This is a genomic window from Agromyces sp. NPDC056965 (genome assembly GCF_042673425.1).
Classification (GTDB): Bacteria; Actinomycetota; Actinomycetes; order Actinomycetales; family Microbacteriaceae; genus Agromyces.
The window spans coordinates 1-22,588 of the sequence record NZ_JBHURI010000069.1; the positions used below are offsets into that span (position 1 = coordinate 1).

A 22,588-nucleotide genomic window follows, 5' to 3' on the forward strand; every position below is an offset into this window, starting at 1 on the left:
CGAGGTGCTCGAGCACCTCGCGCTCGGCCTCTCGAACGCCGAGATCGCCGAACGACTCTGGGTCGGCGAGGCGACGGTGAAGACGCACGTGTCGAAGGTGCTCATGAAGCTCGCCCTGCGCGACCGCGTGCATGCCGTCGTCTACGCCTATGAGCACGGGGTCGTGCGAGCGCAGCGCTGACCCCGTCAGACCGACTGCGGCGAGCGCAACGCCCCGCTGGTACCGGGATCGCCCGCGTCGTGGCCGAGCGCGACTGCGGCGTTCGCCGCGTCGACGTGCACGATGCTCGGCCGGAAGGTGCGGGCGGCGGCGTCCTCCATCTGCGCGTAGGAGATCACGATGACGAGGTCGCCCTCGTGGATGAGGTGTGCCGCCGCACCGTTGATGCCGAGCACGCCCGAGCCTCGCTCGCCCTCGATGACGTAGGTCTCGAGTCGGGCGCCGTTCGTCACGTCGACGATCGAGACCTGCTCGCCGGGCAGCAGGTCGGCGGCATCCATGAGCTCGCGGTCGACGGTGACCGAGCCCACGTAGTGCAGGTCGGCGTGCGTGACGGTGGCGCGGTGGATCTTCGACTTCAACATGGTGCGGAACACGAGCTCCAGCCTAGGGACGCAGACACGATGCCGACGACCCGGACGACGACGCTCAGCCGAGCTCGCGCAGCCGCGCCGTGCGCTCGCTCGGGGTGTCGCCGGTGTTCACGGTGCCACGCGGTTCGATGAGCATCGCCGAGACCTCGCCGTCGGCGCGGGGGCAGTGCTCGACGCCCCTGGGCACGACGTAGATGTCGCCGGCGCCGAGCTCGACGTCGCCGTCGCGCAACTGGATGACGAGCCGGCCCGAGACGACCATGAAGAACTCGTCGGTGTCGGGATGCGCGTGCCAGGTGAACTCGCCCTGCGCCTTGAAGACCTTCACGTCGTAGTCGTTCACGCTCGCGAGGCGGTGCGGTTGCCAGTGCTCGGAGAAGGAATCGAGGGCGGCCTGCAGGTTGCGCACATCGCGCTGATTGAGCACATCGTCGGTCATCGCGTCATTCTCCTCTTGACGCGGGCGCGCCGTCGACGTAATGTAAGCGAATCATTAATTAAGGAGTTGCTTACATGCAGCAGGGGCCCGACGAGCTCAGCCTCGTGTTCCAGGCGCTCGCCGATCCGACGCGACGCGAGATCCTCTCGCGACTCCGCGGCGGCCCGACGACCGTCGGCGAACTGGCAGAGCCCTTCGCGATGAGCCGGCCGGCGATCTCCCAGCACCTCAAGGTGCTCGAGCGCGCCGGGCTCATCGAGCGAACCGCGTCGGCTCAGTGGCGCACCTGCACCCTCCGCACCGAGCCGCTCGACGAAGCCTCCGCCTGGGTCGAGCGCCATCGCGGCGAGTGGACCGCCCGCTTCGACCAGCTCGACGAGCACCTCCGCACGAGGAAGGGACCGACGGATGCCTGAGCAGACCGCCTCCGCAACGAAGCAGTTCACCATCACCCGCGTCTTCGACGCACCCCGAGCCGTCATCTGGCGCGCGTGGACCAACCCCGACGAGGCCTCCGCGTGGTGGCACCCGGCCGGCGTCGTGACACCACGCGAGACGGTGGAGCTCGACGTGCGCCCCGGCGGGAGCTACCGCTACACGATGATCGCCCCCGACGGCTCGGAGTATCCGACGGCGGGCGTCTACCACGAGGTCGTCGAGCCCGAGCGGCTCGTCTTCACGTGGGGCATGCCCGGCGACGACGATGCTCCGCTCATCACGGTGACGCTCGTGGAGGTCGGCGAGCGCACCGAGATGACGTTCCACCTCGTCGGCATCGCAGGCGTGCCCGGCGACGAGAACGTCTACGACGGCTGGGCGAGCGCCTTCGACGTGCTCGACGAGCGACTCGTGGCTCCGCTCGACCGCCCGCTCGATGGCCCGCTCGCCGACGGAGGGCAGCGCTGATGGGCCGGCTCACCGTCGAGCAGATCGTGAGCGCCGACGGCTACGCGGCCGACGAGTCGGGCGGCCTGGACTTCTTCCTCGCGGCCGGCTCCGTCGATCCGGCGGACCCCGACCAGATCGCCTTCCTCGACCAGGTCGACGCGATCCTCCTCGGCGCCAACACCTACCGGATGTTCGCGGACTACTGGCCGAACGCCGACCCGGCGGCCGAGCCCGTCGCCGAACCGATCAACCGCCTCCCGAAGTTCGTCGTATCGAACTCGCTCGAGCGAGCGCCGTGGGGCGACGGCGAGATCGAGATCCTCGGCGGAGACGCCGCCGACTCGGTCGCAGCGCTGAAGCGGCGCGCGGACTCGATCGTCGTGTGGGGCAGCTTCACCCTCACCGACGCGCTCTTCCGAGCGGGACTCGTCGACGTGCTGCGCCTGCGCATCGTTCCTGTGCTGATCGGTGCGGGCCGCCCCTTCACGCCGGCCGACCTGGGCGATCGACCGCTGTCCCTCGACCACACGGTCGCGCACCCGAGCGGGCACATCGGCACGACCTACGTCCTTCGCTGACCCGCGCTAGCTGCGCTCCGCCGGCACCTCGTCGGCGCCGGAGACGGATGCCCCGTCATCCGGCGTCGTCGTCGCATCCGGCGTCGTCGACGCCTCGCCCGGCGCAACGTCCAGGTACTCCGCCGTCAGCAGCCGATAGGAGCGCGTGCGGAAGGCGAGAAGGGCGAGCACGACCAAGGCGAGCCCGCTGAACAGGAACACGAGGGCGATGCCCCGGGCGTCGCCGTCGCCGAGCAGCCAGCCCCAGGTCGCCTGCCCTTCGGCGGACTCCATGTAGGGGATGATCCAGAACTGGGCGATCGGGGCGATGAGGAAGGCGGTGATCGGGGCGGCCGCCGCCTCGAACGCCTGCGCGAAACCGAACACGCGGCCCTGCCGCCGGAACGGCACGACCTTCTGGACGACGGTCTGCTCCGCCGCCTCCACCGCGGGGATGAGGGTCATGTAGATCCAGATGCCGATCCCGTAGAGCACCCACCACTCGCGGATCGTGAACAGCGCCCCGAGCAGTCCCATGCCGACGACGACGAGGAGCATCGTGCGGATCGGGTTGCGGCCGAGGCCCCACTTGGCGATCACGATGCCCCCGATGATGAAGCCCGACGAGGAGATGCCGAGCACGATGCCCCACGCCTCGACCGGGAACAGGGTGAGTCCGTACGGATCCATGAGCGCCATGTAGACGCCGCCGATGAGGTTGTTGAACGTCGAGAACACGATGAGGGCGAATAGGCCCGGCGCTCCCCGGATCGCGGCGATGCTGCCGCGGAGGTCGATCGCGGGCGAGTGGTCCCGGTCGACGACCGGGTGCGCCTCGGGGATGCGCACGAAGAACAGGTGCACGAGCGCGACCAGGGTCGCTGCGATGGCGAGCGCGAGCGTCCACCCCATGCCGAGCAGGCCGATCGAGAGTCCGCTGAAGACGCTCGTGACGAGGAAGGCGAGCCCCTGCACGGTGCCGACCATGCCGTTGGCGTTCGCGTGCCGCTCCTCGGGCACGAGCAGGGTCACGGTCGTCGACAGTGCGATGTTGCGCATGTTCTCGACGACGGCACCGAAGAGGATGATGCCGGAGAACAGCCAGAACCACGGGCCGCCGAGATCGAGCAGGGCGGACTCGGGCTGCAGGAGGTAGAGCACACCGGCCACCGTGAACGAGCCGAGGGTCACGAGGCTCGAGAACACCATGACCCGCTGCTTGCGGTGCCGGTCGACGATCGTGCCGAAGAAGATCGAGAACAGCGCGATGAGCAGCATGTAGGCGCCGCCGATGATGCCCGTCGCGAGCACCGACCGGGTCTCGAGGTACACCCAGAAGGTGAGCGCGAACCAGAGGAAGCTCGTCGTGACGTTCGCGATCATCGTGTTCGCGAGCACCTGCACGAAGGTGCGCATGCCACCGGGCGGCGGCACGACGGGCGCGGACGACCCCGACGCAGCAGAGCCCGGCGCAGGCGACCCCGGCTCAGGCGATGCCGACGCAGGCGATCCCGAGGCGGGCGCAGCCTGCAGCGCCTCGCCCGGTCCGGATCCGCCGGGCACGTCGGTCACCCTGCGAGGATAACCAGCCCCCGCGACATCCGGAACCCCTCTCAGCCGACGCGCGCGACGCGCGAGGCGACGACCTCGGCGGCGAACGCCGTCGCGAGCCGGGCGCAGCGTGCCGCGGATTCCTCCTCGTGGACGAGTGCGGCATCGACGAGCTGCTGCTTGTCGATTCCGGCGGCCGCGAGCGCGGCATCGTCCCACTTCTCGAGGTCGCGCGCCCCCGCCTCCGGGTGGAACTGCACCCCGCGCACGTGACGGCCGAGCCGGAAGGCCTGGTTGATGCATGCCTCGCTCGAAGCGAGCAGCACGGCCGCATCGGGCAGGCGCGTGATCATGTCCTGGTGGTTCTCGATCACGTGCGCGACCGGCGAGAGCGACGAGAGCACGGCGTCGTCGACGCCCTGTTCCGTGACGAAGACGGGGGTGGCCCCGCGCTCCGGCGTGCCGTACGAGGCCCGCACCTCACCGCCGGCGACGTGCGCGATGATCTGCGCACCGAGGCACACTCCGAGCGTGGGGATGTCGGCCGAGATGGCCTCGGCCGCGAGCTCGCGCTCCCTGGCGAGCCACGGGGCGCGCTCGTCGTCGTCGGGCATGAGCCCGCCGCCGAGCATGATCAGGCCGTCGAAGGAGGTCAGGTCGTCGGGCAGCCCCTCCTCGCCGACGGCCACGACGAGGTCGAGCCCCGCCTCCTCGAGCCACGGCTGCATGCGCCGCAGGCTGCTCGGGCGGGAGTTCACGACCACGAGCACCTTCGGGCCGTCATTCACTGTCACCATCTGCGCTCTCGCTCTCTCATGCCCCGACGGGTCGGCTCGCGCCGGCACCCGTGAAGCCCAGGTAGTCGTCATCGGATGCCGCGATCACGCGCAGCACGTTCTCGGTCCCGAGCTTGCGCAGCTCGGACTCCGTCCAGCCGCGGCGGGCCAGCTCGGCGAACAGCACGGGATAGCCCGAGACGTCGTCGAGCCCCTCGGGCATGTCGTCGGTGCCGTCGTAGTCACCGCCGAGGCCCACGCCGTCGATGCCGGCGACGTTGCGCACGTGTTCGACGTGATCGGCGGCGTCGGCGACGGTGACGGGCGGCTTCGGCCCGGTCTCGCCGGCGTTCACCCACTCCCGACGCTCGACCGTGAGGAACGAGGGCACGAAGGTGACCATGTACACGCCGCCGCCGTCGGCGACCCGGCGGATGATCCGGTCGGGCATGTTCCGCGGATGCGGGTTCAGGGCCGCGGCGCTCGAGTGGCTGACAAGGGTCGGCCGGGTCGACGTGTCGAGCGCCGCATCGGCCGTGGCCACCGAGACGTGGGCGAGGTCGACGAGCATGCCGATGCGGTTCATCTCGGCCACGACCTCGCGGCCGAACTCGGTGAGCCCGCCGTGCCGCGCCTCATCGGTCGCGGAGTCGGCCCAGTCGCTCGTCGAGGTCCAGGTGAGCGTCATGTACCGCGCACCGAGCCGGGCGTACTCGCGCAGCACCGCGAGCGAGTTGTCGATCTGGCCGCCGCCCTCGACGCCGATCATCGAGGCGATCCGCCCCGCCTCGATCGCCCGCCTCGCCGTTTCGGCGGTCGTCGCGAGCTCGAAGGTCTCGGGGTAGCGCGCCGCCATGCGGTGCACGAAGTCGATCTGCTCGAGCGTCGACCGCACGGCGGCCGCCCCCTCGATCTTCGAATCGACCCAGACCGACCAGAACTGGCCGGCGACCCCGCCCTCGCGCAGCTTCGGGATGTCGGTGTGCAACGGCGTCGGCTCGGAGCCGTCGAGCCCCTCGACCGAGTAGCCGCGCTCGGTGCGCGCCGTCCACGGCAGGTCGTTGTGGCCGTCGAAGACGGGAATCTCGAAACGCTCGTGCTGCATGACGCCGTCCTCAGTGCTCTCGGTTGATCAGGTGGGTCTGCAGCCGGGCCGTCAGCTCGGCGTCGAAGACCCGCTGCACGCCGTCGAGCTCTGCGACCGCCACCGCGGAACGCGTGCTCGAGAGCAGCCAGATGTCGTCGGCGAGCGCGAGCTGCTCGACGCGCACGGGCTCGCGGTGCGTCTCGTGGCCGAGCTCGGAGAGCAGCTCGATCGCGCTCGCGAGCGTGGTGCCGGCGAGGATGCCGTCTTCGCTCGGCGGGGAGACGAACCGATCGCCGAACCGCAGCAGCACCGTCGACGACGGCCCCTCGAGCACGAACCCGTCGATGCTCGTGAAGATGACGTCGGCGGCGCCGCGACGCGACGCCTCTCGCAGCACCGACTTGTTGACCGCGTACGACAGCGACTTCGCACCCTGCAGCAGCCACGGCGAGGTGCGCGCGACGTCGTGCCGGTACCCGCGATCGAGCGTGACGACCGAGACGCCCCTCGAGCGCGGCACGGTGAAGTCGTCGGCATCGGCGATGCACACCCAGCCGACGGGCACGCCCGTGCCCTCGATGCCGCGGGTCATCACGAACTTGACGAAGCCGTCGGCTGTGCTGTCGTGCGCCGCGATGGCGGCGTGGATCGCGTCGCGCCACACGTCGAGCTTCGGCGCGGGCAGGTCGAGCAGCGCCGCCGAGCGGGCGAACCGCCGCAAGTGGTCCTCGATCGCCTGCGGGCGGCCGTTGTGCACCCCGAGCGTCTCGAAGATGCCGTCGCCGCGCGTCGCGCTCAGGTCGCGCACGTTCAGCTGCGGCGCGTCGACGTCGGCGAGGTGGAAGGGGGTCGGCGTCTCGGGGTCGCCCTCGGCCGCATCGTCGACCATGACGAGCACGGCTGCGGATGCCGCGGCTCGCGTCTCGTTCGGCGAGTCGCGCTCGGCGGAGTCGAAGCGGCGCTTGAGGTTCTGCTCGATCCAGGCGAGGTCGACGTCGAATCCGATGCCGACGCCCGTCGGCACGGCGACGACGCCGTCACGGGCGACGACCGACGGCGTGATCACGTCGCGGGCGTAGTACTTGTCGGAGCCCGAGACATCCGAGGGGTAGCTGAAGTGCTCGAGCGAGGAGAGCGCGAGGTTCGCGGCGCGACCGATGCCGAACTCGTGCATGCCGCCGCACCACACCGGGATGCCCGCGGCGCCGGCGAGGTCGTGCGCGGCCTTCGCCACGGTCAGGCCGCCCATGCGGGAGACCTTGATGTTCAGCACCCGACCCGAGCCCAGCGCGATCATCGTCTGCAGGTCGTCGAGGCGCACGACGGACTCGTCGAGGCAGACGGGCGTCGAGATGCGTTCCTGCAGGCGGGCGTGCCCGACGAAGTCGCCGGGTGCGAACGGCTGCTCGATCATGCTGAGCGACTCGGCGTCGAACTCGGCCAGTCGGGCGATGGTGTCGTCGTCGCTCGAGTACGCGCCGTTGGCGTCGACGTGCATCAGGAGCTCGGGGAACGCGCGGCGCACCTCGCGCACCGGGTCGAGGTCCCAGCCGGGAGCGATCTTCAGCTTCACCCGGCCATAGCCGGCGTCGAGCTGCGCGCCGACCTGGGCGAGCAGCTCGTCGATGGTCGGCTCGATGCCGAGCGAGACCCCGGCCGCGACCTCGGTGCGGGTGCCGCCGAGCGCCTCCGCGAGCGGGATGCCGCGCGACGTCGCCCAGAGATCCCACGCGGCCCCGGCGAAACCGGCCTTCGTGAACTCGTGGCCCCGGATCTTCGACCAGAGTGCATCGACCTCGCTCGGGTGCTGCCAGTCGGCTTCGAGCACGCGCGGCACGAGGTAGCGGGTCGCGATCGACCACGCCGTCTCGGTGTTCTCCGCCGTGAAGTAGGGGTCGCTCGGTGAGGCGATCTCACCCCATCCCATGGCGCCGGCGTCGTCGGTGAACCGCACGAGGATGTGCTCGAGCCCCGTCTTGCGATGCGAACTCGTCTGGAAGCCGTGCACGAGCGGCAGGCTCACCTGGAAGAGTTCGATGCGGGTGACCCTCATGGTGCGTCCTCGTCGTTTCGGTGGTCGAAGTACAGGTTCATCTCGTGGTTCAGCTCGTCGCGCGTGGCCAGCCGCCGACGGGCGCCCTTGGCGCTCGCGGTGGTGAGCGTGCTGAGCAGGTGGCAGACGGCGGCGACCGAGGTGGGCGAGTCGGCGTACGACGCGGATCCGGTCTGCAGCACGATCAACGAGGTCGCGAACGGCGCGAGCGGCGCGTCGTCGCTGTCGGTGAACACGACGAGCTGGCCGCCGGCCTCGCTGAAGAGGCGGCCGAGCGTGACGGTCTCCCGGCGGTAGCGGCGCAGCGAGAAGAGGATGAGCACGTCGGTCGAGCGCACGTCGCTGAGCACGTCGAGCGGATTCAGCGCGTGCCCGTCGATCAGGTAGACGTTCGGCACCGTCGCGGCGAGGTCGGCGTTCAGGAGCGCGGCGTAGGCCGCCGACTTGCCCGCTCCCGCGATGAACTTGCGCCGCGCACCGAGGATGATGGCGGCCGCCTGCGGCACGGCCGCGCTCGCGCGGAGGTGCGCGAAGGTGCTCTCCAGCGAGGCGGCCTCGGTCTCCATCACGCGGTCCTGGAGGCCCTCGGCCGAGAGGTTCTTGCGCATGCGCACCCCGAACCTGGCCTCGGGCGAGCTCAACGTGCGGTTGAGCTCGTGCTCGAGCTGTTCGTGCTCGAGCTGTTCGTCGCTGCGCGCCTGCATCGTCATCGGGCTCCCCCTCCGGTCGCCGACGGCACGGCGAGGTAGGCGGAGGCGGCCGCATCGATGCGCTGGCAGCTCACGAGCACGAAGCCCTGCCCGTGCAGTTCGTGCATCGTGTCGTGCAACCGAGCCGTGCCGGCCTCGCCGGTCGGGATGACCACCCAGCGGCCGGCTCCGTGCGCGATCGACGCGCCCGGCTCAGCACCCGCGAGCGAGGCGGGCGGACGCTCGGCGCGCACCGCGGCGTACTGGTCGCCCCCGGCCGCCAGCGGCCAGTCGACGAGCAGGCGGTCGGTGCCCGGCCGCCCGTAGTAGTCGCGCACGAAGGCGGAGCTGTGCGCCCCGAGGATGTCGAGGTTGAAGTGGGCGTTGCGCCCGAGGGCGGGGTCGAACGCCCAGCGCATCGTCGAGACTCCCGAGGCGAGCACGACCTCTCGCTGACGCAGCTTGAGCAGCCGGCCCACACCGCGCCCTTGGGCGTGCTGTTCGACGACCGCCGCCTGGGAGTAGTGGAAGACCCCGGAATCGTCGGAACCGAGGAAGCCGTATGCGAAGCCGATGAGCTGCCCGTCGGCGCTGCGCACCCCGACCGCCGACCCGCCGTTGCGCACGAGCGCGCTCAGCAGGTTGCTGTTCAGGGCGAGCTCCTCCGAGGAGTAGCCGAAGACCCGTCGGTACAGCGCACTCGCCTGCTGGAAGTCCTCGTACTTCGAGAGCTCATGGGTGGTGAGCCCCTCGTCCACTCCACGGTCTCGCGCCTGCGCATCGGTCACGCTGCCCATTATACGAATCATATAATTGTCACGTCCAGCGGAATCGCCGCGATTCACGCCCGGAATTCTTCGAACCTTATGCGACTGTATTGCTACCATATGCTTCATATCTTCGACGAGGAGTGAAATGACGCCAGGAGAAGTCGGGGCAGCGCTGGATGCCGCATGGCACACGGTGACCGAGCGTCTCGAGCAGCTCGTCCGCATCGAGACCCCCTCGTTCGACGCGGTGGCGAGCGCGCGCATCGCGCTCGCGCTCGCGGAGTGGTTCGAGCCGCTCGCGACCGAGCTCCGCACCGTCGTCACCGAAGCGGGAACGCACCTCGTCATCGACGTCCCCGGCGCAGACGACGAGGCGCCGCTCCTGCTGCTCGGCCACTCCGACACGGTGTGGGACCACGGAACGCTGACGGGCGAGGTGCCGTGGTCGGTCGACGGCGACGTCGTGCGCGGCCCGGGCGCCTTCGACATGAAGAGCGGGCTCGTCACCATGCTCACCGCCCTCGAGATCCTGCGGGATCGACCGAGGCGCGCGGTGCGGATCCTCATCAACTGCGACGAGGAGGTGGGCTCCCCCACCTCGCAGGAGCTCGTGCGGAGCGCACTCGACGGCGTCGCCGGCGTCATCGGCTTCGAGTCGCCGCACCCCGACGGCGCGTTCAAGGTGGGGCGAGCCGGCAGCACGCGACTCCGGCTCGACGTCGAGGGCAGGGCGGCGCACGCGGCACTCGACCCCGAGAACGGCGTCTCGGCCATCGACGAGCTCGTCGACCAGCTGCTCGTGGTGCGCGGGGTCGTCGTCGAGGCATCCGCGACCGTGCCCGTGCTCTGCAACGTCGGCACCATCTCAGGCGGCGCGAGGGCGAACGTCGTGCCCGACGCGGCCTCCGCAGAGATCGGGCTCCGCTTCGTCGACGGCGAGTCGGAGCGGCACGTGCTCGGTGCGCTCGCCCGACTCGAGCCCATCCGTTCCGGCGCCGTCGTGCGCGCCACCATCCTGACGAGCAGGCCGGCCTGGCAGGCGGGCGCGGGCGATGCGGAGCTGCTCGAGGAGGTCGGGCGCGCGGCATCCGCGCTCGGGCAGTCGGTGAGCGGCCGGCCCGCAGCCGGCGCCGGCGACACCAACCTCGTCGGCTCGCTCGGCGTCCCGACGATCGACGGCTTCGGCCCGCGGGGCGGCGGCGCCCACGCCGTGACCGAGCACCTGTCGCTCTCGTCGCTGCGCGAACGCATCGAGCTGCTCACGGCGGTGCTCGCACGCTGAGCCCGGCTCACCAGTTGCATTCCTCTCCGACGGCCGGCAGTGGTACGTCGGCGGGGTGCAGCACGTACACCACGCCGCCGCTGCCGCCGGCGCTCCGCAGCCAGGCCCGCTCGAAGGCCGCGCGCGGGTAGTTCCGGCGCACCCCCGAGGCATCGGGCGCCGCCGGGTCGTTGACGACGACGTCGCCGTCGGGCGTGAACCCCGCGATCACGAGCAGGTGGCCCTCGGTGACGTAGCCGGCCTCGGGGAGCTCGTCTCGCGTGAACGAGACCGAGGCGATGAGGGGAATGCCCGCGGCGATGAACCGTTCGGCCTCGTCGAGCGAGCGCAACCGGGTGACGAACGATTCGAGCCCGCTGCAGGCTGCGAACGCCGTGTTGAACGACCAGTTGCCCGTGCCCCCGTAGTCGTGGTCGAAGCATCCGGCCGCCGCCCATACGACCTGGGAGTCGCCGTTCGGCGCGTCGATGCCGACCAGGGCCTCCTCCGACGGCAGTCGCCCCCAGAAGCCGAGCACCATCGCGGTCGAGGTCGGCGAGCACCAGGCCTCGCCGCCGCCGCCGAGTTCGACGTGCGTGCCGCGGTGCTGCTGCTGCGAGAATCGCGGCACTTCGAGTGCGACGCCGTACGCGCCGGACCGGTCGGGGCGGTCGTGCTCGCGCTCCCGCCGGTGCTCGTCCTCGTGCTCGTGCTCGTCGATCGACGAGACCATCGCCCCCACCATCGCGAGCGATGCGGCGGCGTCGACGTCTGCCTCAGCCCCGCGGGCGAAGGTCGCGCGCAGCCGGTACGCCGTGAAGGCCCGACCCTCGGCGGCGACGAAGGTGTCGGCGAGCACGGATGCATCGGCGTCCCGCTGGCCCGACACGGTCGTGCGCCGGATGCCCCTTGCATCGTCGTCGTGCTCCGTCCACCGGGCGAGCGCGAACCAGGCGGTCCACGACCCGTCGGCGATCCGGGCGCTGAGCTCGAGCTCGATCCAGGTGCCCGGCGGGGTGGTCGCGTGCCATGACAGGATCGCCTCGGTCGCCGGGAACGGCACCTCGACGGCCTCGGAGGTCCACTTAGCCGGTGCCGTTGCCGCAGCCGTTGCCGCAGCCGCGGCCGATACCGACGCGACCTCCGGCTCCCACGCGGGCCGCAGCATTCCTGCGTCGTCGACGACGGTGCCCTCGTGCGTTCCCGGGGCGAACCCGGCCGCCCCGCGCACAGCGCCGAACTGCACGTGCCGTGTCATGCTCCCCCGCCTCAGCCGTGCAGCAGGTGGTCGCGGATGACGTCGCCGGCCTCGCGCATCGTCGCGAGCGCCTCGTCGCGGTGGTCGGTGCCGCGCTCCCAGTTCGCGAGCACCGAGTACGCCACGCGGCGCTTCGGCGACATGACCACGCCGATGTCGCCGCGCACGCGGCTCGTCGTCCCGGTCTTGTTCCACATCCAGATGTCGCGGTCGTAGAAGTAGTGGGCGAGCGGGTCGAGGCCCCAGGCCGACGCCACCATCGAGCAATCCATGCCCGCGCCGAGCCACCGGCGCAGCGTGTCGCACCCGGCCTCGGTCAGCACCTCGTTCCTCGCGACCCGCGCGACGAAGTCGGTGAGCTCGCGGGCGCTGCCCGTGGAGAGGTTCGGCGGGAAGCCCGTGGGGATCGGCCAGCGCACGATGTCGTCGAGCGAGCTCTCGGTGTAGCCGAGGGCCGCGGTCGACGCGTGCACGGCGTCGAGGCCGACCCGGCGGCACATCGTGTTGGTCGCCGCGTTGTCGCTCACCGCACCGATGAGGGCGCACAGGTCGTAGATGCTGAGCGTGTCGGCCTGCAGCAGGTACCAGAGCCCCGAGTTGTCCATCCACTCGCTCGGCCGACGGGTCACCGGCTCCTCGAGGCGCAGCTCGCCGCGCTGCTCGAGTTCGAGCACCGTGTGCAGCAGGAACACCTTGCCGATGCTCGCCGTGTCGAGGGCGAGGTGCTCGCCCTGCTCGAAGAGCACGTGGCCCGAGTCGAGGTCGACCGCCTTGGCCGACCACGTGATGCCCGATCCCGTCGCGAACTCCATGCGCTCCCCCGTTCCGCCCTGTCTCATACCCGCGCCCTCGTCTCGAGCACCCGTCCGGCCGCGAAGGCACCGAGTCCCATGACCGTCGGCTCGCCGCGACCCTGCACGATGATGCGATCGTTCGCCAGGTCGGCCACCGTCGTCGCGAAGGTCCACAAGGCGCTCGAGCGGTTCAGCACCCCGTCGGACCGGAGTGCCGTGAACACCGACTCCGCGTCGAGCGCGGCGCCCTGCCGTTCGTCGAGGTGCCCGCTCAGGCGCTCACCGCGCGTGCGGCTCTCGACGAGCGACTCGTCGCCGTCGGCCGGCTGCATGCCCGGCCCCGGCTCGCCGACGAACCGCAGGTGGTTCGTGTGCCAGAGGCAGGGCGCGTCCGCCGAGGCATCCGTCGTCGCGATGACGCCCGCGACGTTCTCGATCATGACGACCCGGCCGGTCTCGCGGTCGCCGACGTTGAACGAGAACCCGCCGGCGCACGGCACGGACGCGGCGCGTTCGAGCGCCTCGCGGCCCGAGTGGCTCCGCTGCGCATGACGCGCGACGAAGTGCCGGCCGGCACCGTTCGCGTCGGGATCGACGACGGGCAGGTGGTCGAGCCCCCAGACCGTGCCCGCCTCCGTCGCGACGAAGGAGTTCGCGGGCAGGAAGCCCGGGTACCAGACGACCGTCATGCTCGGGTCGCCCTCGATCACGAGGGTCAGCAGGCAGACGTCGTCGACCGAGCCGCCCGCGCCGTCTTCGTTGTGGCCGACGACGAGGGCATCGGATGTCGCGAGCGACACGTCGCTGCACCCGGTGCCGTCGCGGCCGAGGTCGCCGCGCAGGTTGTAGACCCACAGGTCGAACGCGGGCAGCCCCGCTCCCTCGGCGAGCAGGTCGAGCTCGCGCGACTCGACCGGGCAGAGCCGACGTGTCGACGCCTCGATGCGCCGCATGCGTTCGGCCACGACCTCTCGCTCGACGCGGGTCATGAGCGCCGACCACTGCGCGTCGGCGCGATCGCGGATGTCGCGGATGCGCTCGGCGAAGTGCTCGCCGAGCTCGCGGAAGACCGTCTCGCGGTCGCCCGTGACGACCACCCAGGGCAGGCCGGAGACCGCGGGATTCTCGTGAACGGTCATGCCGGATTCACTCGGCGGCCGCGAGCACGCCCTCGCGCCCCACGATCTTCGGAGCGGCCGCGAGCAGCTTCTTCGTGTACTCGTGCTGCGGGTCGAGGAGGACGGTCTCGGTCGAGCCCCGCTCGACGATCTCGCCGTGGTACATCACGGCGACCGTGTCGGCGATGTTCCAGGCGAGCCCGAGGTCGTGCGTGATGACGAGCGCGGAGAGGCCGAGCTCGTCGCGCAGGCGGAGCATCAGCGCGAGGATCTCGCCGCGCGCCGAGGCGTCGAGCGACGCGACCGGCTCGTCCGCGATGAGCATCTGCGGATTCATCGCGAGGGCGCCGGCGATCACGACGCGCTGGCGCTGACCGCCCGAGAGCTCGTGCGGGATGGCCTCGAAGAAATGCTCGGGCGGCGTGAGCTCGGCGTTCTCGAGGCTCGCGGCGACCTGGTCGCGCTCGTCGCCGGGGTAGCGCTGGATGCGCAGTCCCTCGGCCACCGACTCGTAGACGCTGAGCTTCGGGTTCAGGGCGGCCGACGGGTCCTGGAGGATGAGCTGCACCTGGCGACGGAACTCGCGGAGCTGCTTCGTCGAACGGCCGAGCGGCGTGCCGCGGAAGAGCACCTGGCCGCCCTGGTCGGGCCGCTCGAGGCCGAGCAGCGTGCGGGCGAGTGTGGTCTTGCCCGAGCCCGACTGACCGACGAGCGCGACGATCTCGCCGCGACGGCACGACAGGTCGACCCCGCGCACCGCGCGCACGTTCTTGCCGCGGGCGCGGAACGTCACGCTGAGGTTGCGCGCCTCGAGCAGCACCTCGTCGGTCGCCCCGGGGGTGCCCTTCGCGGGCTCGCGCACGGGCGCCGAGGCATCCGCCGCGCCGATCGCGTCGATCGAACCCGTCGCGACCTGATCGCCCCGGCGGGTGACCGGCTTCAGCCGCGATGCCGGGTCGCCGATCGTCGGGAAGGCATCGGCGAGCTGCTTCGTGTACGCCTCGCGCGGCTCGGTGCAGATCTGCTGCGATTCGCCGACCTCGACGAGCTCGCCATTGCGCATCACGGCGATCCGCTCGCACGCCGTGGCGAGCACCGAGAGGTCGTGGCTGATCATGAGGAGCGAGATGCCCCGACGGGTCACGAGGTCCTTCACGACCTCGAGGATCTGGCCCTGCACGATGACGTCGAGCGCGGTGGTCGGTTCGTCGGCGACGATGATGTCGGGCTCGCACGCGAGCGCCATCGCGATCATGATGCGCTGCTTCTGGCCGCCCGAGAGCTCGTGCGGGTACGAGGCCGCCTTCGCGATCGGCAGGTCGACCTGGTCCATCAGCTCGGCGAGGCGCGCCTTGCGAGCCTCCGCGGTGCGCCAGCCGTCCTTCACGTGCAACTCGAGCGCCTCGATGATCTGCTGACCCACCGTGCGAACGGGGTTCAGCGAGTGCATCGCCCCCTGGAACACGATCGCGACCTCGGACCAGCGGAGCGCTCGCAGCTCGCCGAAGCTCAGCTCGGCGACGCTCCGGTCGCCGACGCGCACCTGGCCGTCGATCACGGCGTTGTCGGGCAGCAGCCGCAGCGCGCTCATCGCGAGCGTCGACTTGCCGGAGCCCGACTCGCCGGCGATGCCGAGCGTGCCGCCGGCCGGCAGCGAGAGGCTGACGTTCCGAACCGCGGCGATGTCGCCGCGACCCCGCGATGCCGCGGTGCGGTACGTGATGGAAACGTCGTCGAAAACGAGATCCGGCATGCTCAACGGCTCCTCAGGGTCGGGTTCACGATGGCTTCGAAGGTGCGCCCGACGAGAGTGAAGGCGAGCACCACGAGCACGATCGCGAGACCGGGGATGACGACGTACCACCAGTAGCCGCTCGTCGCGGCGGAGACGTCCATCGAGTCCTTCAGGATCGTGCCCCACGACTGCTGGGTGGGGTCGCCGAGGCCGAGGAAGGCGAGCGTCGATTCGGCGATGATCGCCGAGCCGACGGTGAGGGTGGTGTTGGCGAGCACGAGCGGCAGCACGGCCGGGAAGAGGTGCTTGCCGATGATGTGCCAGTGCCCGGCGCCGAGCACCTGCGAGCGCTCGACGTACGGGCGGGCCTCGACCGCGAGCGTCTGGGCTCTCACGAGCCTGGCGGTGGCCGCCCACGAGGTCACGCCGATCGCGATCACGATCGTGAGCACGCCGCGGCTCAGCACCGACGACAGCACGATGGCGAGCACGAGCGAGGGCAGCACGAGGAAGAAGTCGACGAATCGCATGATGATGCCGCCGGTGACCCCGGTGAAGTGGCCGGCGGCCATGCCGACGAGGGTGCCGATGACCATCGACATCGCCGTGGCGGCGACGCCCACGAGGAGGGAGGTGCGAGCGCCCCAGATCATGCGCACCCACAGCTCGCGACCCTGGTGGTCGGTGCCCATCGGGTGCTCCCACGACGGCGGCGCGAAGCGCGGCTGGTCGGTGAGCTGGGTGACGTCGAGCATCGAGCGGTCGGCGATGACCGGGGCGAGGATCGCGAGGAGGATCACGATGCCGAGGAAGATCAGCCCCGACATGCCGGAGGCGCTCGCGCGGAACTCGCGCCACAGCTTCGCGGCGGACGCACGGCGACGGCGGCTCGCGACCTGACGGGTCGTCAGTTGCGCGACGGGTCGCGCCTGTTCGGTGGTGCTCATGCGCGCCTCACTCTCGGGTCGAGCTGCCGATAGATGAGGTCGGCGATGAGATTCATGACGATGATGATCGTCGAGAAGACGACGAAGGTGCCCTGCAGCAGGGGCATGTCGGGGCCGCTGATGGCCTCGTAGGTGAGCTTGCCGAGGCCGGGCCAGGAGAAGACGGTCTCGACCGTGACGGCGCCGGCCACGAGACCGCCGATGTGCATGAAGACGAGGGTGACGGTGGGCAGCAGTGCGTTCGGCACCGCGTGCCGGCGACGCACGAGGTCGTCGCGCAGGCCCTTCGCGCGGGCGGTCGTCAGGTAGTCGGAGGACTTCTCCTCGAGGAGCGACGCGCGCATGACCATCAGGTACTGGGCGAAGACCACCGCGACCATCGTGACCACCGGGAGCACCATGTGGCGGGCGACGTCGACGACGTAGGCGAAGGTGCCGGGCTCGACGCCGGGACTGACCATGCCGCCCGTCGGGAACCAGCGGAGGGTGCCGCCGAAGATCATGAGCAGGATCAGCGCGAGCCAGAAGGTCGGCACCGACCACAGCGTGAGCGAGGTGCCGGTGGCGATCTTGTCGAAGAGCGAGCCGTTGCGCCAGGCCGCTCGCTGGCCGAGCCACAGCCCCAGCACGATCGCGATGATCGCGGAGGTGCCGGTGAGGAGGAGCGTCGGACCGAGGTACTGCCCGATGAGCTCGCTCACCGGGGTGCGGTACACGTAGCTCTCGCCGAGGTTGCCCGTGAAGATGTTGACGAGGTAGTCGAGGAACTGCTGGGTGACGGGCTTGTCGAGGCCGTACTGCCGCCGGAGCTCCGCGATCTGCTCGGGGCTCATCGGGCGTTCCTGCGCGATGCGTCGCACGGGGTCGCCCGGCAGCACCCGGAAGGCGAAGAAGCCGAGCAGCACGACCATCACGAGGCTGATGAGCGCCCCGCCGAGCTTGGTGCCGAAGTAGCCCAGGAACGACGAACGGGTCGGCGATTCCTCTGCGAGCTTCTGGTCGTGCACCTCCGCGTTCACGGGGGTGATGGTGTCTGTCATTGCGCTCCGTCCTCCTTCTTCCTGCGCTCGTGTCGATCGCCCGGTCGGATGCCGCGGGGTGCGGCATCCGACCGGGCAGTGCGACGAACGCTACTCGCGGTCGCCCGCGGTCTTGCGACGTCGCACGATCACGATCGCGACGACGCCGGCGGCGACGACGAGCACGCCGAGTCCGATCCAGAGACCGACGGCGGGGCCGGAGTCACCGGTCGAAGCGGAAGCCTCGTCGGAGACGGGCTCCACCGTGTAGTAGCCCCAGTAGCCGGCCTGGTTCGCGATGATGCCGTTGTCGGCGGGCTGCGTGGTGAAGCCCGTGAAGCGGTCGGAGCGGTAGGCCTCGAGCGACTGGCCGTACCAGAGGGTGATCTGGGCGACGTCCTCGTAGTGCATGCGGAGCATGTCGTGCACGAGCTCGGCGCGCTTGGCCTCGTCGAGCTCGGAGTGCTGCTCGGCGTAGAGGGCGTCGAACTCGGGGTTGCAGTAGCCGTCCTGGCTCGTCGCGCCGTTGCCCTCGGCGTCGGGACGCGAGGAGCACAGGTTGATGCCGAGCTGGTAGTCGGGGTCGGGGTTGACGCTCCACCCGGAGAAGTACAGGTCGTAGTCGCTCACGGCCGTGCGGTCGGAGATCGTGTCGCTGTCGGTGGTCTCGAGCTTCAGCTCGACGCCGATGTTCGCCATCCAGGGCACGAGGTACTCGGCCGTCGACATCTCGACGATGTCCTCCGCGTCGGCGAGCAGGCGGACCGAGAGTCGGTTGCCATCCTTCTCGCGGATGCCGTCGGCGCCGGCGACCCAGCCGGCGTCGTCGAGCTCGGCCATCGCCGCGTCGGGATCGAACGACACGATCGCCTCGTCGTCGTCGGGCAGGTGCCACTTCTCGAACGCGATCGGGATGAAGCTCGTGGCGGGAGCGCCGTAGCCGCCCAGCACGTTCTTCAGGAGCGACTCCTGGTCGATGCCGAGACGGATCGCCTCGCGCACGGCCGGGTCCTTGAGGACCGGGCTGCCCGTTCCGTAGGGGACGCCCTCGGGCGTCTCCGCTCCGGCGTTCACGCTGATCGACGTGAAGCGACGGCCGGTGCCCGCGTGGGTCGTGATGCCCTCTTCGCCTTCGAGCGCCGACATCTGGGTGTCGGTGAGCCCGGTGACGAGGTCGACCTCACCGGCGCGCAGCGCCTGGATCTGGGCGTCGGAGTTCGTGTAGTAGATGTACTGGATGCCGTCGATCTTGGGAGCGCCGCGCCAGAAGTTGGGGTTCGCCTTGAGGGTGATCGACTGGTTCGCCGAGTAGCTCTCGAGCGTGTACGGTCCGGAGCCCACGACGTCGGCGTCGTTGGCGAAGGTCGTGGGGTCATCGACCTCCGACCAGATGTGCTCGGGGAGCACGGGGATCTCGGTGCCGGGGTTCGGCGCCTGCGGGGTCTTGAGGTTGATGACGACGGTGAGGTCGTCGGGCGTCTCGACGCTGTCGAAGTTCGCCACGAGGTTGCCGTTGGCGGTGCCGAGCATCGGGTCGTTCATCATCGACTCGTACGTGTACTTGACGTCGGCCGAGGTGATCGGCTCGTCGTCGGACCATTTCATGCCCTCGTGCAGGGTGAAGGTCCAGGTCATGCCGTCGGGGCTGGCCTCCCACTTCTCTGCGAGGCCCTCGGTCGGGGAGCCGTCTTCGGCGTCGTTCTGCACGAGGCTCTCGTAGACGTACCGGATGATGTTCGTCGGCGTCAGGTAGATCGAGATGAACGGGTTGAAGGTGTCGACGAAGCCGGCGGTCGCGATGCGCAACGTCTTGGCATCGGCGCTCGCCGACGCCGCGGGGCTCGCGTCGGCGAAGACCGGGGCCGCGAACGAGGTCGCTGCCGGGCCGATGGCGAGACACGCCGCGAGGGACACCGCGGCGACGGTGGACAACCCGCGTCGCGCCTTTCCGTTTCTTGGGGCTGAAGTAGCACGCATACGTTTCATATTCCTTCGCTGATGGGGACGGACATGTGTGCAGAACTCGGATCTCTAGCAAGGGAACATGATGACCTGATGAAGTGTCAACAACAAAGATGCGATTCGTATCGGAATTTACAGAACGGCAACATTCCACAAGATCCGATACGGATACGGTGAAAATCCGAGAACATGGGGCTCTGATCGGAAATTTGCCACTCGGAGGGCGTCACAATCAACCCGGGGCACAACGGCCGCTCGTGGCGGGGAGTGTCGCTCGATCCTCTGGTCGGTCGAGCCGGGCTCCATTGCTCCAGGCTGAACATCTGAACCCTATCCCATGCAAAGAGCGAGACGAACCTCGCCAAAGCCCGCGTTGGTTCCGCGCACTATGGTGGAGCGCATGAGCGAGCCGACCGCGACACCACGTCTCGACAACGACATCGACCAGCGCATCGTCTCCGCACTCGCCGCCGACGGGCGCACGACGCTCGCCACGCTCGCCACGCTCACGGGCCTGTCGACCTCGGCGGTGCAGTCGCGCGTGCAGCGACTCGAGCAGCGCGGCGTCATCACCGGCTATCGCGCGGTCATCGACCCGCAGGCCGTCGGGCTGCCGGTCTCCGCGTTCCTCGAGATCTCGGTGCTCGACCCGGCCACGGTCGGCGACCTCGGAGCACGGCTCGGCGCCTACCCCGAGATCGAGTCCTGCTACGCGGTCTCGGGAGACGCCGGCCATCTCGCGGTCGCCCGCGTGGCGACGACCGCCGACCTCGCCGAGCTGCTGGTGCGCCTGCGCACCGCCATCCCCGCGCAGGTGCGCGCGACGATCGTGCTGCGCACGCTCTTCGAGAGCCGTCCGTTCACGGCCTCGGCCTGAGCCTCCCGAGCGCTGAGCCCACCCGAGCGCGGGGCCGCCTGAACGCCGGGCCCGCCTGATGGCCGGGCCCGCCGCATCCCCCGCAGAGCGGAGTCGCACCCGGCTGCCGCGTCGGAAGACCCGTCGCACGACGGATGCCGCGAGCGCGCGGCATCCGTAGCGTGAGGGCATGCTCGAACTCCACGACGTCACCAAGCGCTACGGCGAGCGCCTCGCCCTCGACCAGGTGGGCTTCACCGTCGGCGACGGCCGGCTCACCGGCTTCGTCGGCGGCAACGGCGCCGGCAAGACCACCACCATGCGGATCATCCTCGGCGTGCTCGCCTCCGACGGCGGCACCGTCACCCTCGACGGCGAGGCGCTCACGAGCGCCGACCGGCGCCGGTTCGGCTACATGCCGGAGGAACGCGGGCTCTACCCCAAGATGCGCGTGCTCGAGCAGACCGTCTACCTCGCCCGCCTGCACGGCTGGAGCGCGGCCGCAGCGCACCGCAACGCCCTCGAACTGCTCGAGCGACTCGGCCTCGGCGAGCGCACGAACGACACGATCGAGTCGCTCTCGCTCGGCAACCAGCAGCGGGCGCAGATCGCGGCGGCGCTCGTGCACCGCCCCGAGGTGCTCGTGCTCGACGAGCCGTTCTCGGGCCTCGACCCGATGGCCGTCGAGACGGTGCAGGGAGTGCTCGCGGATGCCGCGGCATCCGGCGCACCCGTGCTCTTCTCCTCGCACCAGCTCGACATCGTCGAGCGGCTCTGCGACGACCTCGTCATCATCGCGGGCGGCCGCATCGCAGCCGCGGGCAGTCGCGACGCCCTCCGCGCCGAGCACGGCTCCGACCGCTGGGAGCTCCTTACCTCCGGCGACCTCGGGTGGCTGCGCCAGCAGCCGGGCATCCGGGTCGCGGACTTCGACGGCGGCTGGGCCGTCTTCGAACCCGAGTCGGATGCCGCGCGGCAGGCCGCCCTCGCCGAGGCCGTCGCCCGGGGCGACGTCATCAGCTTCACCCGCGAGCACACGACGCTCGCCCAGATCTTCACGGAGGTCGTGCAGTGACTCTCGACACGAACGCATCCCGCTCCGGCGGCCGGCCCGACGGCGAGCGCCGCACCCCGAGCTTCACCGAGAACGTGACCCTGATCGCCGGTCGCGAGATCTCGATGAAGATGCGCAGCAAGGCGTTCCTCATCTCGACCGGCGTGCTCATGCTCGTCGTGCTCGCCTCGGTCGTGCTCGGCAGCATCTTCGGCTCGCAGACCGACCTCCCGAAGGTGGCCGTGGTCAACGGCGCGACCGAGGTCGTCGCGGGCAACCCCGCCCTCGACGCGGTGCCCGTCGCCGATCAGGATGCGGCTGAGCAGCTGCTGCGCGACGGCGACGTCGAGGCGATCGTGGCCCCCGCGGCATCCGAACCGCTCGGCATCGTCGTGATCGGCCTCGAGTCGACGCCGAACTCGGTCGTCTCGGCGCTCTCGGTGAATCCGACGGTCGAACTGCTCGACCCGGCCGCCGTCGACCCGATGCTCGCCTACTTCGTGGCGTTCGGCTTCGGCATCGTGTTCTTCATGTCGGCGCTCACCTTCGGCACGACGATCGCGCAGTCGGTCGTCGAGGAGAAGCAGACGCGCGTCGTCGAGATCCTGCTGTCGACCGTGTCGGCGCGAGCGCTCCTCACCGGCAAGGTCATCGGCAACAGCGTGCTCGCGTTCGGGCAGATCCTCGCGATCGCGGTGCTCGCGCTGCTCGGGCTGCTGCTCACCGGCCAACGCGTGCTGCTCGGCGGGCTCGGCGCCTCGATCGTGTGGTTCATCGTGTTCTTCGCGATCGGGTTCGTCATGCTCGCCGCGCTCTTCGCCGCGACCGCTGCGCTCGTCTCGCGAGCCGAGGACATCGGCACGGTCACGACGCCCGTGACGATGCTCGTGATGATCCCCTACTTCCTGGTCATCTTCTTCAACGACAACCCGACGGTGCTCGCGATCATGAGCTACGTGCCGTTCTCGGCACCCGTCGGCATGCCGATACGGATCTTCCTCGGCACGGCCGAATGGTGGGAGCCGTTCGTCTCGCTCGCGATCCTGCTCGCCACCGCGGCGCTCGCGGTCGTGGTCGGCGAGCGCATCTACCGCAGCTCGCTGCTGAAGACCGGCGCGCGCGTGCCGTGGGGCGAGGCGCTGAAGAGCTGAGCACGAGCGAGCGGATGCCGCGGGCGTGC

Annotated in this window: 23 protein-coding genes; 8 read left to right on the forward strand and 15 right to left on the reverse strand. The window is 70.2% G+C overall.

The window, feature by feature from the left end; translation table 11 throughout:
• Positions 1-181 (forward strand): response regulator transcription factor (locus tag ACFTQE_RS15675; RefSeq protein ID WP_376925950.1); only part of this gene is annotated, 181 nt, incomplete at its 5' end.
• A gap of 5 nt (positions 182-186) precedes the next feature.
• On the opposite strand, the gene panD is transcribed toward ACFTQE_RS15675, so the two are convergent.
• Complete coding sequence (panD, locus tag ACFTQE_RS15680; protein WP_376925951.1) at positions 187-597, reverse strand: aspartate 1-decarboxylase; 411 nt, start codon at positions 595-597, stop codon at positions 187-189.
• A 52-nt stretch (positions 598-649) separates the two neighbouring features.
• A complete protein-coding gene (locus tag ACFTQE_RS15685) occupies positions 650-1,033 on the reverse strand; it encodes a cupin domain-containing protein (protein WP_376925952.1) in 384 nt (127 codons plus the stop codon).
• A gap of 74 nt (positions 1,034-1,107) precedes the next feature.
• Here ACFTQE_RS15685 and ACFTQE_RS15690 point away from each other — a divergent pair, with 74 nt between their 5' ends.
• From ACFTQE_RS15690 to ACFTQE_RS15700, 3 genes are read left to right on the forward strand one after another with little or no spacing between them, the layout of a single operon-like run.
• Positions 1,108-1,449 (forward strand): ArsR/SmtB family transcription factor, encoded by a 342-nt coding sequence (locus ACFTQE_RS15690; protein ID WP_376925953.1) that lies wholly within the window; start codon positions 1,108-1,110, stop codon positions 1,447-1,449.
• Positions 1,442-1,939 carry an SRPBCC domain-containing protein gene (locus ACFTQE_RS15695; protein ID WP_376925954.1) on the forward strand — a complete coding sequence of 166 codons (498 nt, stop codon included), beginning with the start codon at positions 1,442-1,444 and terminating at the stop codon, positions 1,937-1,939. Before ACFTQE_RS15690 ends, ACFTQE_RS15695 begins: the two co-directional genes overlap by 8 nt.
• A complete protein-coding gene (locus tag ACFTQE_RS15700) occupies positions 1,939-2,499 on the forward strand; it encodes a dihydrofolate reductase family protein (protein WP_376925955.1) in 561 nt (186 codons plus the stop codon). Before ACFTQE_RS15695 ends, ACFTQE_RS15700 begins: the two co-directional genes overlap by 1 nt.
• Before the next feature lie 6 nt (positions 2,500-2,505).
• Here ACFTQE_RS15700 and ACFTQE_RS15705 read toward each other — a convergent pair whose 3' ends face one another.
• The 6 genes from ACFTQE_RS15705 to ACFTQE_RS15730 form a co-directional block, all read right to left on the reverse strand.
• Positions 2,506-3,894 (reverse strand): MFS transporter, encoded by a 1,389-nt coding sequence (locus tag ACFTQE_RS15705; RefSeq protein ID WP_376925970.1) that lies wholly within the window; start codon positions 3,892-3,894, stop codon positions 2,506-2,508.
• Positions 3,895-4,091: 197 nt separating this feature from the next.
• A complete protein-coding gene (locus tag ACFTQE_RS15710; RefSeq protein ID WP_376925956.1) occupies positions 4,092-4,826 on the reverse strand; it encodes a type 1 glutamine amidotransferase in 735 nt (244 codons plus the stop codon).
• Between the two features lie 16 nt (positions 4,827-4,842).
• On the reverse strand, positions 4,843-5,910 hold the full coding sequence (locus tag ACFTQE_RS15715; RefSeq protein WP_376925957.1) for a dipeptidase: 1,068 nt from the start codon (positions 5,908-5,910) through the stop codon (positions 4,843-4,845).
• A 10-nt stretch (positions 5,911-5,920) separates the two neighbouring features.
• Entirely contained in the window at positions 5,921-7,945 is a 2,025-nt protein-coding gene (gene menC / locus ACFTQE_RS15720; protein ID WP_376925958.1) for an o-succinylbenzoate synthase, read from the reverse strand.
• Entirely contained in the window at positions 7,942-8,655 is a 714-nt protein-coding gene (locus tag ACFTQE_RS15725; protein WP_376925959.1) for a MurR/RpiR family transcriptional regulator, read from the reverse strand. Before ACFTQE_RS15725 ends, menC begins: the two co-directional genes overlap by 4 nt.
• Positions 8,652-9,422, reverse strand: coding sequence for a hypothetical protein (locus tag ACFTQE_RS15730; protein WP_376925960.1), 771 nt, complete (start codon positions 9,420-9,422; stop codon positions 8,652-8,654). Before ACFTQE_RS15730 ends, ACFTQE_RS15725 begins: the two co-directional genes overlap by 4 nt.
• Positions 9,423-9,549: 127 nt before the next feature.
• Here ACFTQE_RS15730 and ACFTQE_RS15735 point away from each other — a divergent pair, with 127 nt between their 5' ends.
• Complete coding sequence (locus tag ACFTQE_RS15735; protein WP_376925961.1) at positions 9,550-10,686, forward strand: M20/M25/M40 family metallo-hydrolase; 1,137 nt, start codon at positions 9,550-9,552, stop codon at positions 10,684-10,686.
• A 7-nt stretch (positions 10,687-10,693) separates the two neighbouring features.
• Here ACFTQE_RS15735 and ACFTQE_RS15740 read toward each other — a convergent pair whose 3' ends face one another.
• The 7 genes from ACFTQE_RS15740 to ACFTQE_RS15770 form a co-directional block, all read right to left on the reverse strand.
• Positions 10,694-11,923 (reverse strand): peptidase C39 family protein, encoded by a 1,230-nt coding sequence (locus ACFTQE_RS15740; protein ID WP_376925962.1) that lies wholly within the window; start codon positions 11,921-11,923, stop codon positions 10,694-10,696.
• 11 nt (positions 11,924-11,934) lie between these two features.
• Positions 11,935-12,735, reverse strand: a complete 801-nt coding sequence (locus ACFTQE_RS15745) for a serine hydrolase (protein WP_376925963.1) — start codon at positions 12,733-12,735, stop codon at positions 11,935-11,937.
• Positions 12,736-12,758: 23 nt separating this feature from the next.
• Positions 12,759-13,856, reverse strand: coding sequence for a C45 family autoproteolytic acyltransferase/hydolase (locus ACFTQE_RS15750; RefSeq protein WP_376925964.1), 1,098 nt, complete (start codon positions 13,854-13,856; stop codon positions 12,759-12,761).
• A 7-nt stretch (positions 13,857-13,863) separates the two neighbouring features.
• Positions 13,864-15,588, reverse strand: a complete 1,725-nt coding sequence (locus ACFTQE_RS15755) for an ATP-binding cassette domain-containing protein (protein ID WP_376925965.1) — start codon at positions 15,586-15,588, stop codon at positions 13,864-13,866.
• A gap of 2 nt (positions 15,589-15,590) precedes the next feature.
• Complete coding sequence (locus tag ACFTQE_RS15760; RefSeq protein ID WP_375836006.1) at positions 15,591-16,517, reverse strand: ABC transporter permease; 927 nt, start codon at positions 16,515-16,517, stop codon at positions 15,591-15,593.
• Positions 16,514-17,557 carry an ABC transporter permease gene (locus ACFTQE_RS15765; protein ID WP_376925966.1) on the reverse strand — a complete coding sequence of 348 codons (1,044 nt, stop codon included), beginning with the start codon at positions 17,555-17,557 and terminating at the stop codon, positions 16,514-16,516. The genes ACFTQE_RS15760 and ACFTQE_RS15765 overlap by 4 nt, the downstream gene beginning before the upstream one ends.
• Before the next feature lie 90 nt (positions 17,558-17,647).
• Positions 17,648-19,468 (reverse strand): ABC transporter substrate-binding protein, encoded by a 1,821-nt coding sequence (locus tag ACFTQE_RS15770; RefSeq protein ID WP_376925967.1) that lies wholly within the window; start codon positions 19,466-19,468, stop codon positions 17,648-17,650.
• Between the two features lie 430 nt (positions 19,469-19,898).
• On the opposite strand from ACFTQE_RS15770, the gene ACFTQE_RS15775 reads away from it, so the two are divergent.
• From ACFTQE_RS15775 to ACFTQE_RS15785, 3 genes are all read left to right on the forward strand, one after another.
• The gene (locus tag ACFTQE_RS15775) at positions 19,899-20,375 is read left to right on the forward strand and encodes an Lrp/AsnC family transcriptional regulator (protein ID WP_376925968.1); all 477 of its coding nucleotides are present in this window, start codon (positions 19,899-19,901) and stop codon (positions 20,373-20,375) included.
• Between the two features lie 169 nt (positions 20,376-20,544).
• A complete protein-coding gene (locus tag ACFTQE_RS15780) occupies positions 20,545-21,429 on the forward strand; it encodes an ABC transporter ATP-binding protein (RefSeq protein ID WP_375836010.1) in 885 nt (294 codons plus the stop codon).
• A complete protein-coding gene (locus tag ACFTQE_RS15785; RefSeq protein WP_376925969.1) occupies positions 21,426-22,559 on the forward strand; it encodes an ABC transporter permease in 1,134 nt (377 codons plus the stop codon). Before ACFTQE_RS15780 ends, ACFTQE_RS15785 begins: the two co-directional genes overlap by 4 nt.
• The last annotated feature ends 29 nt before the right edge of the window (positions 22,560-22,588 follow it).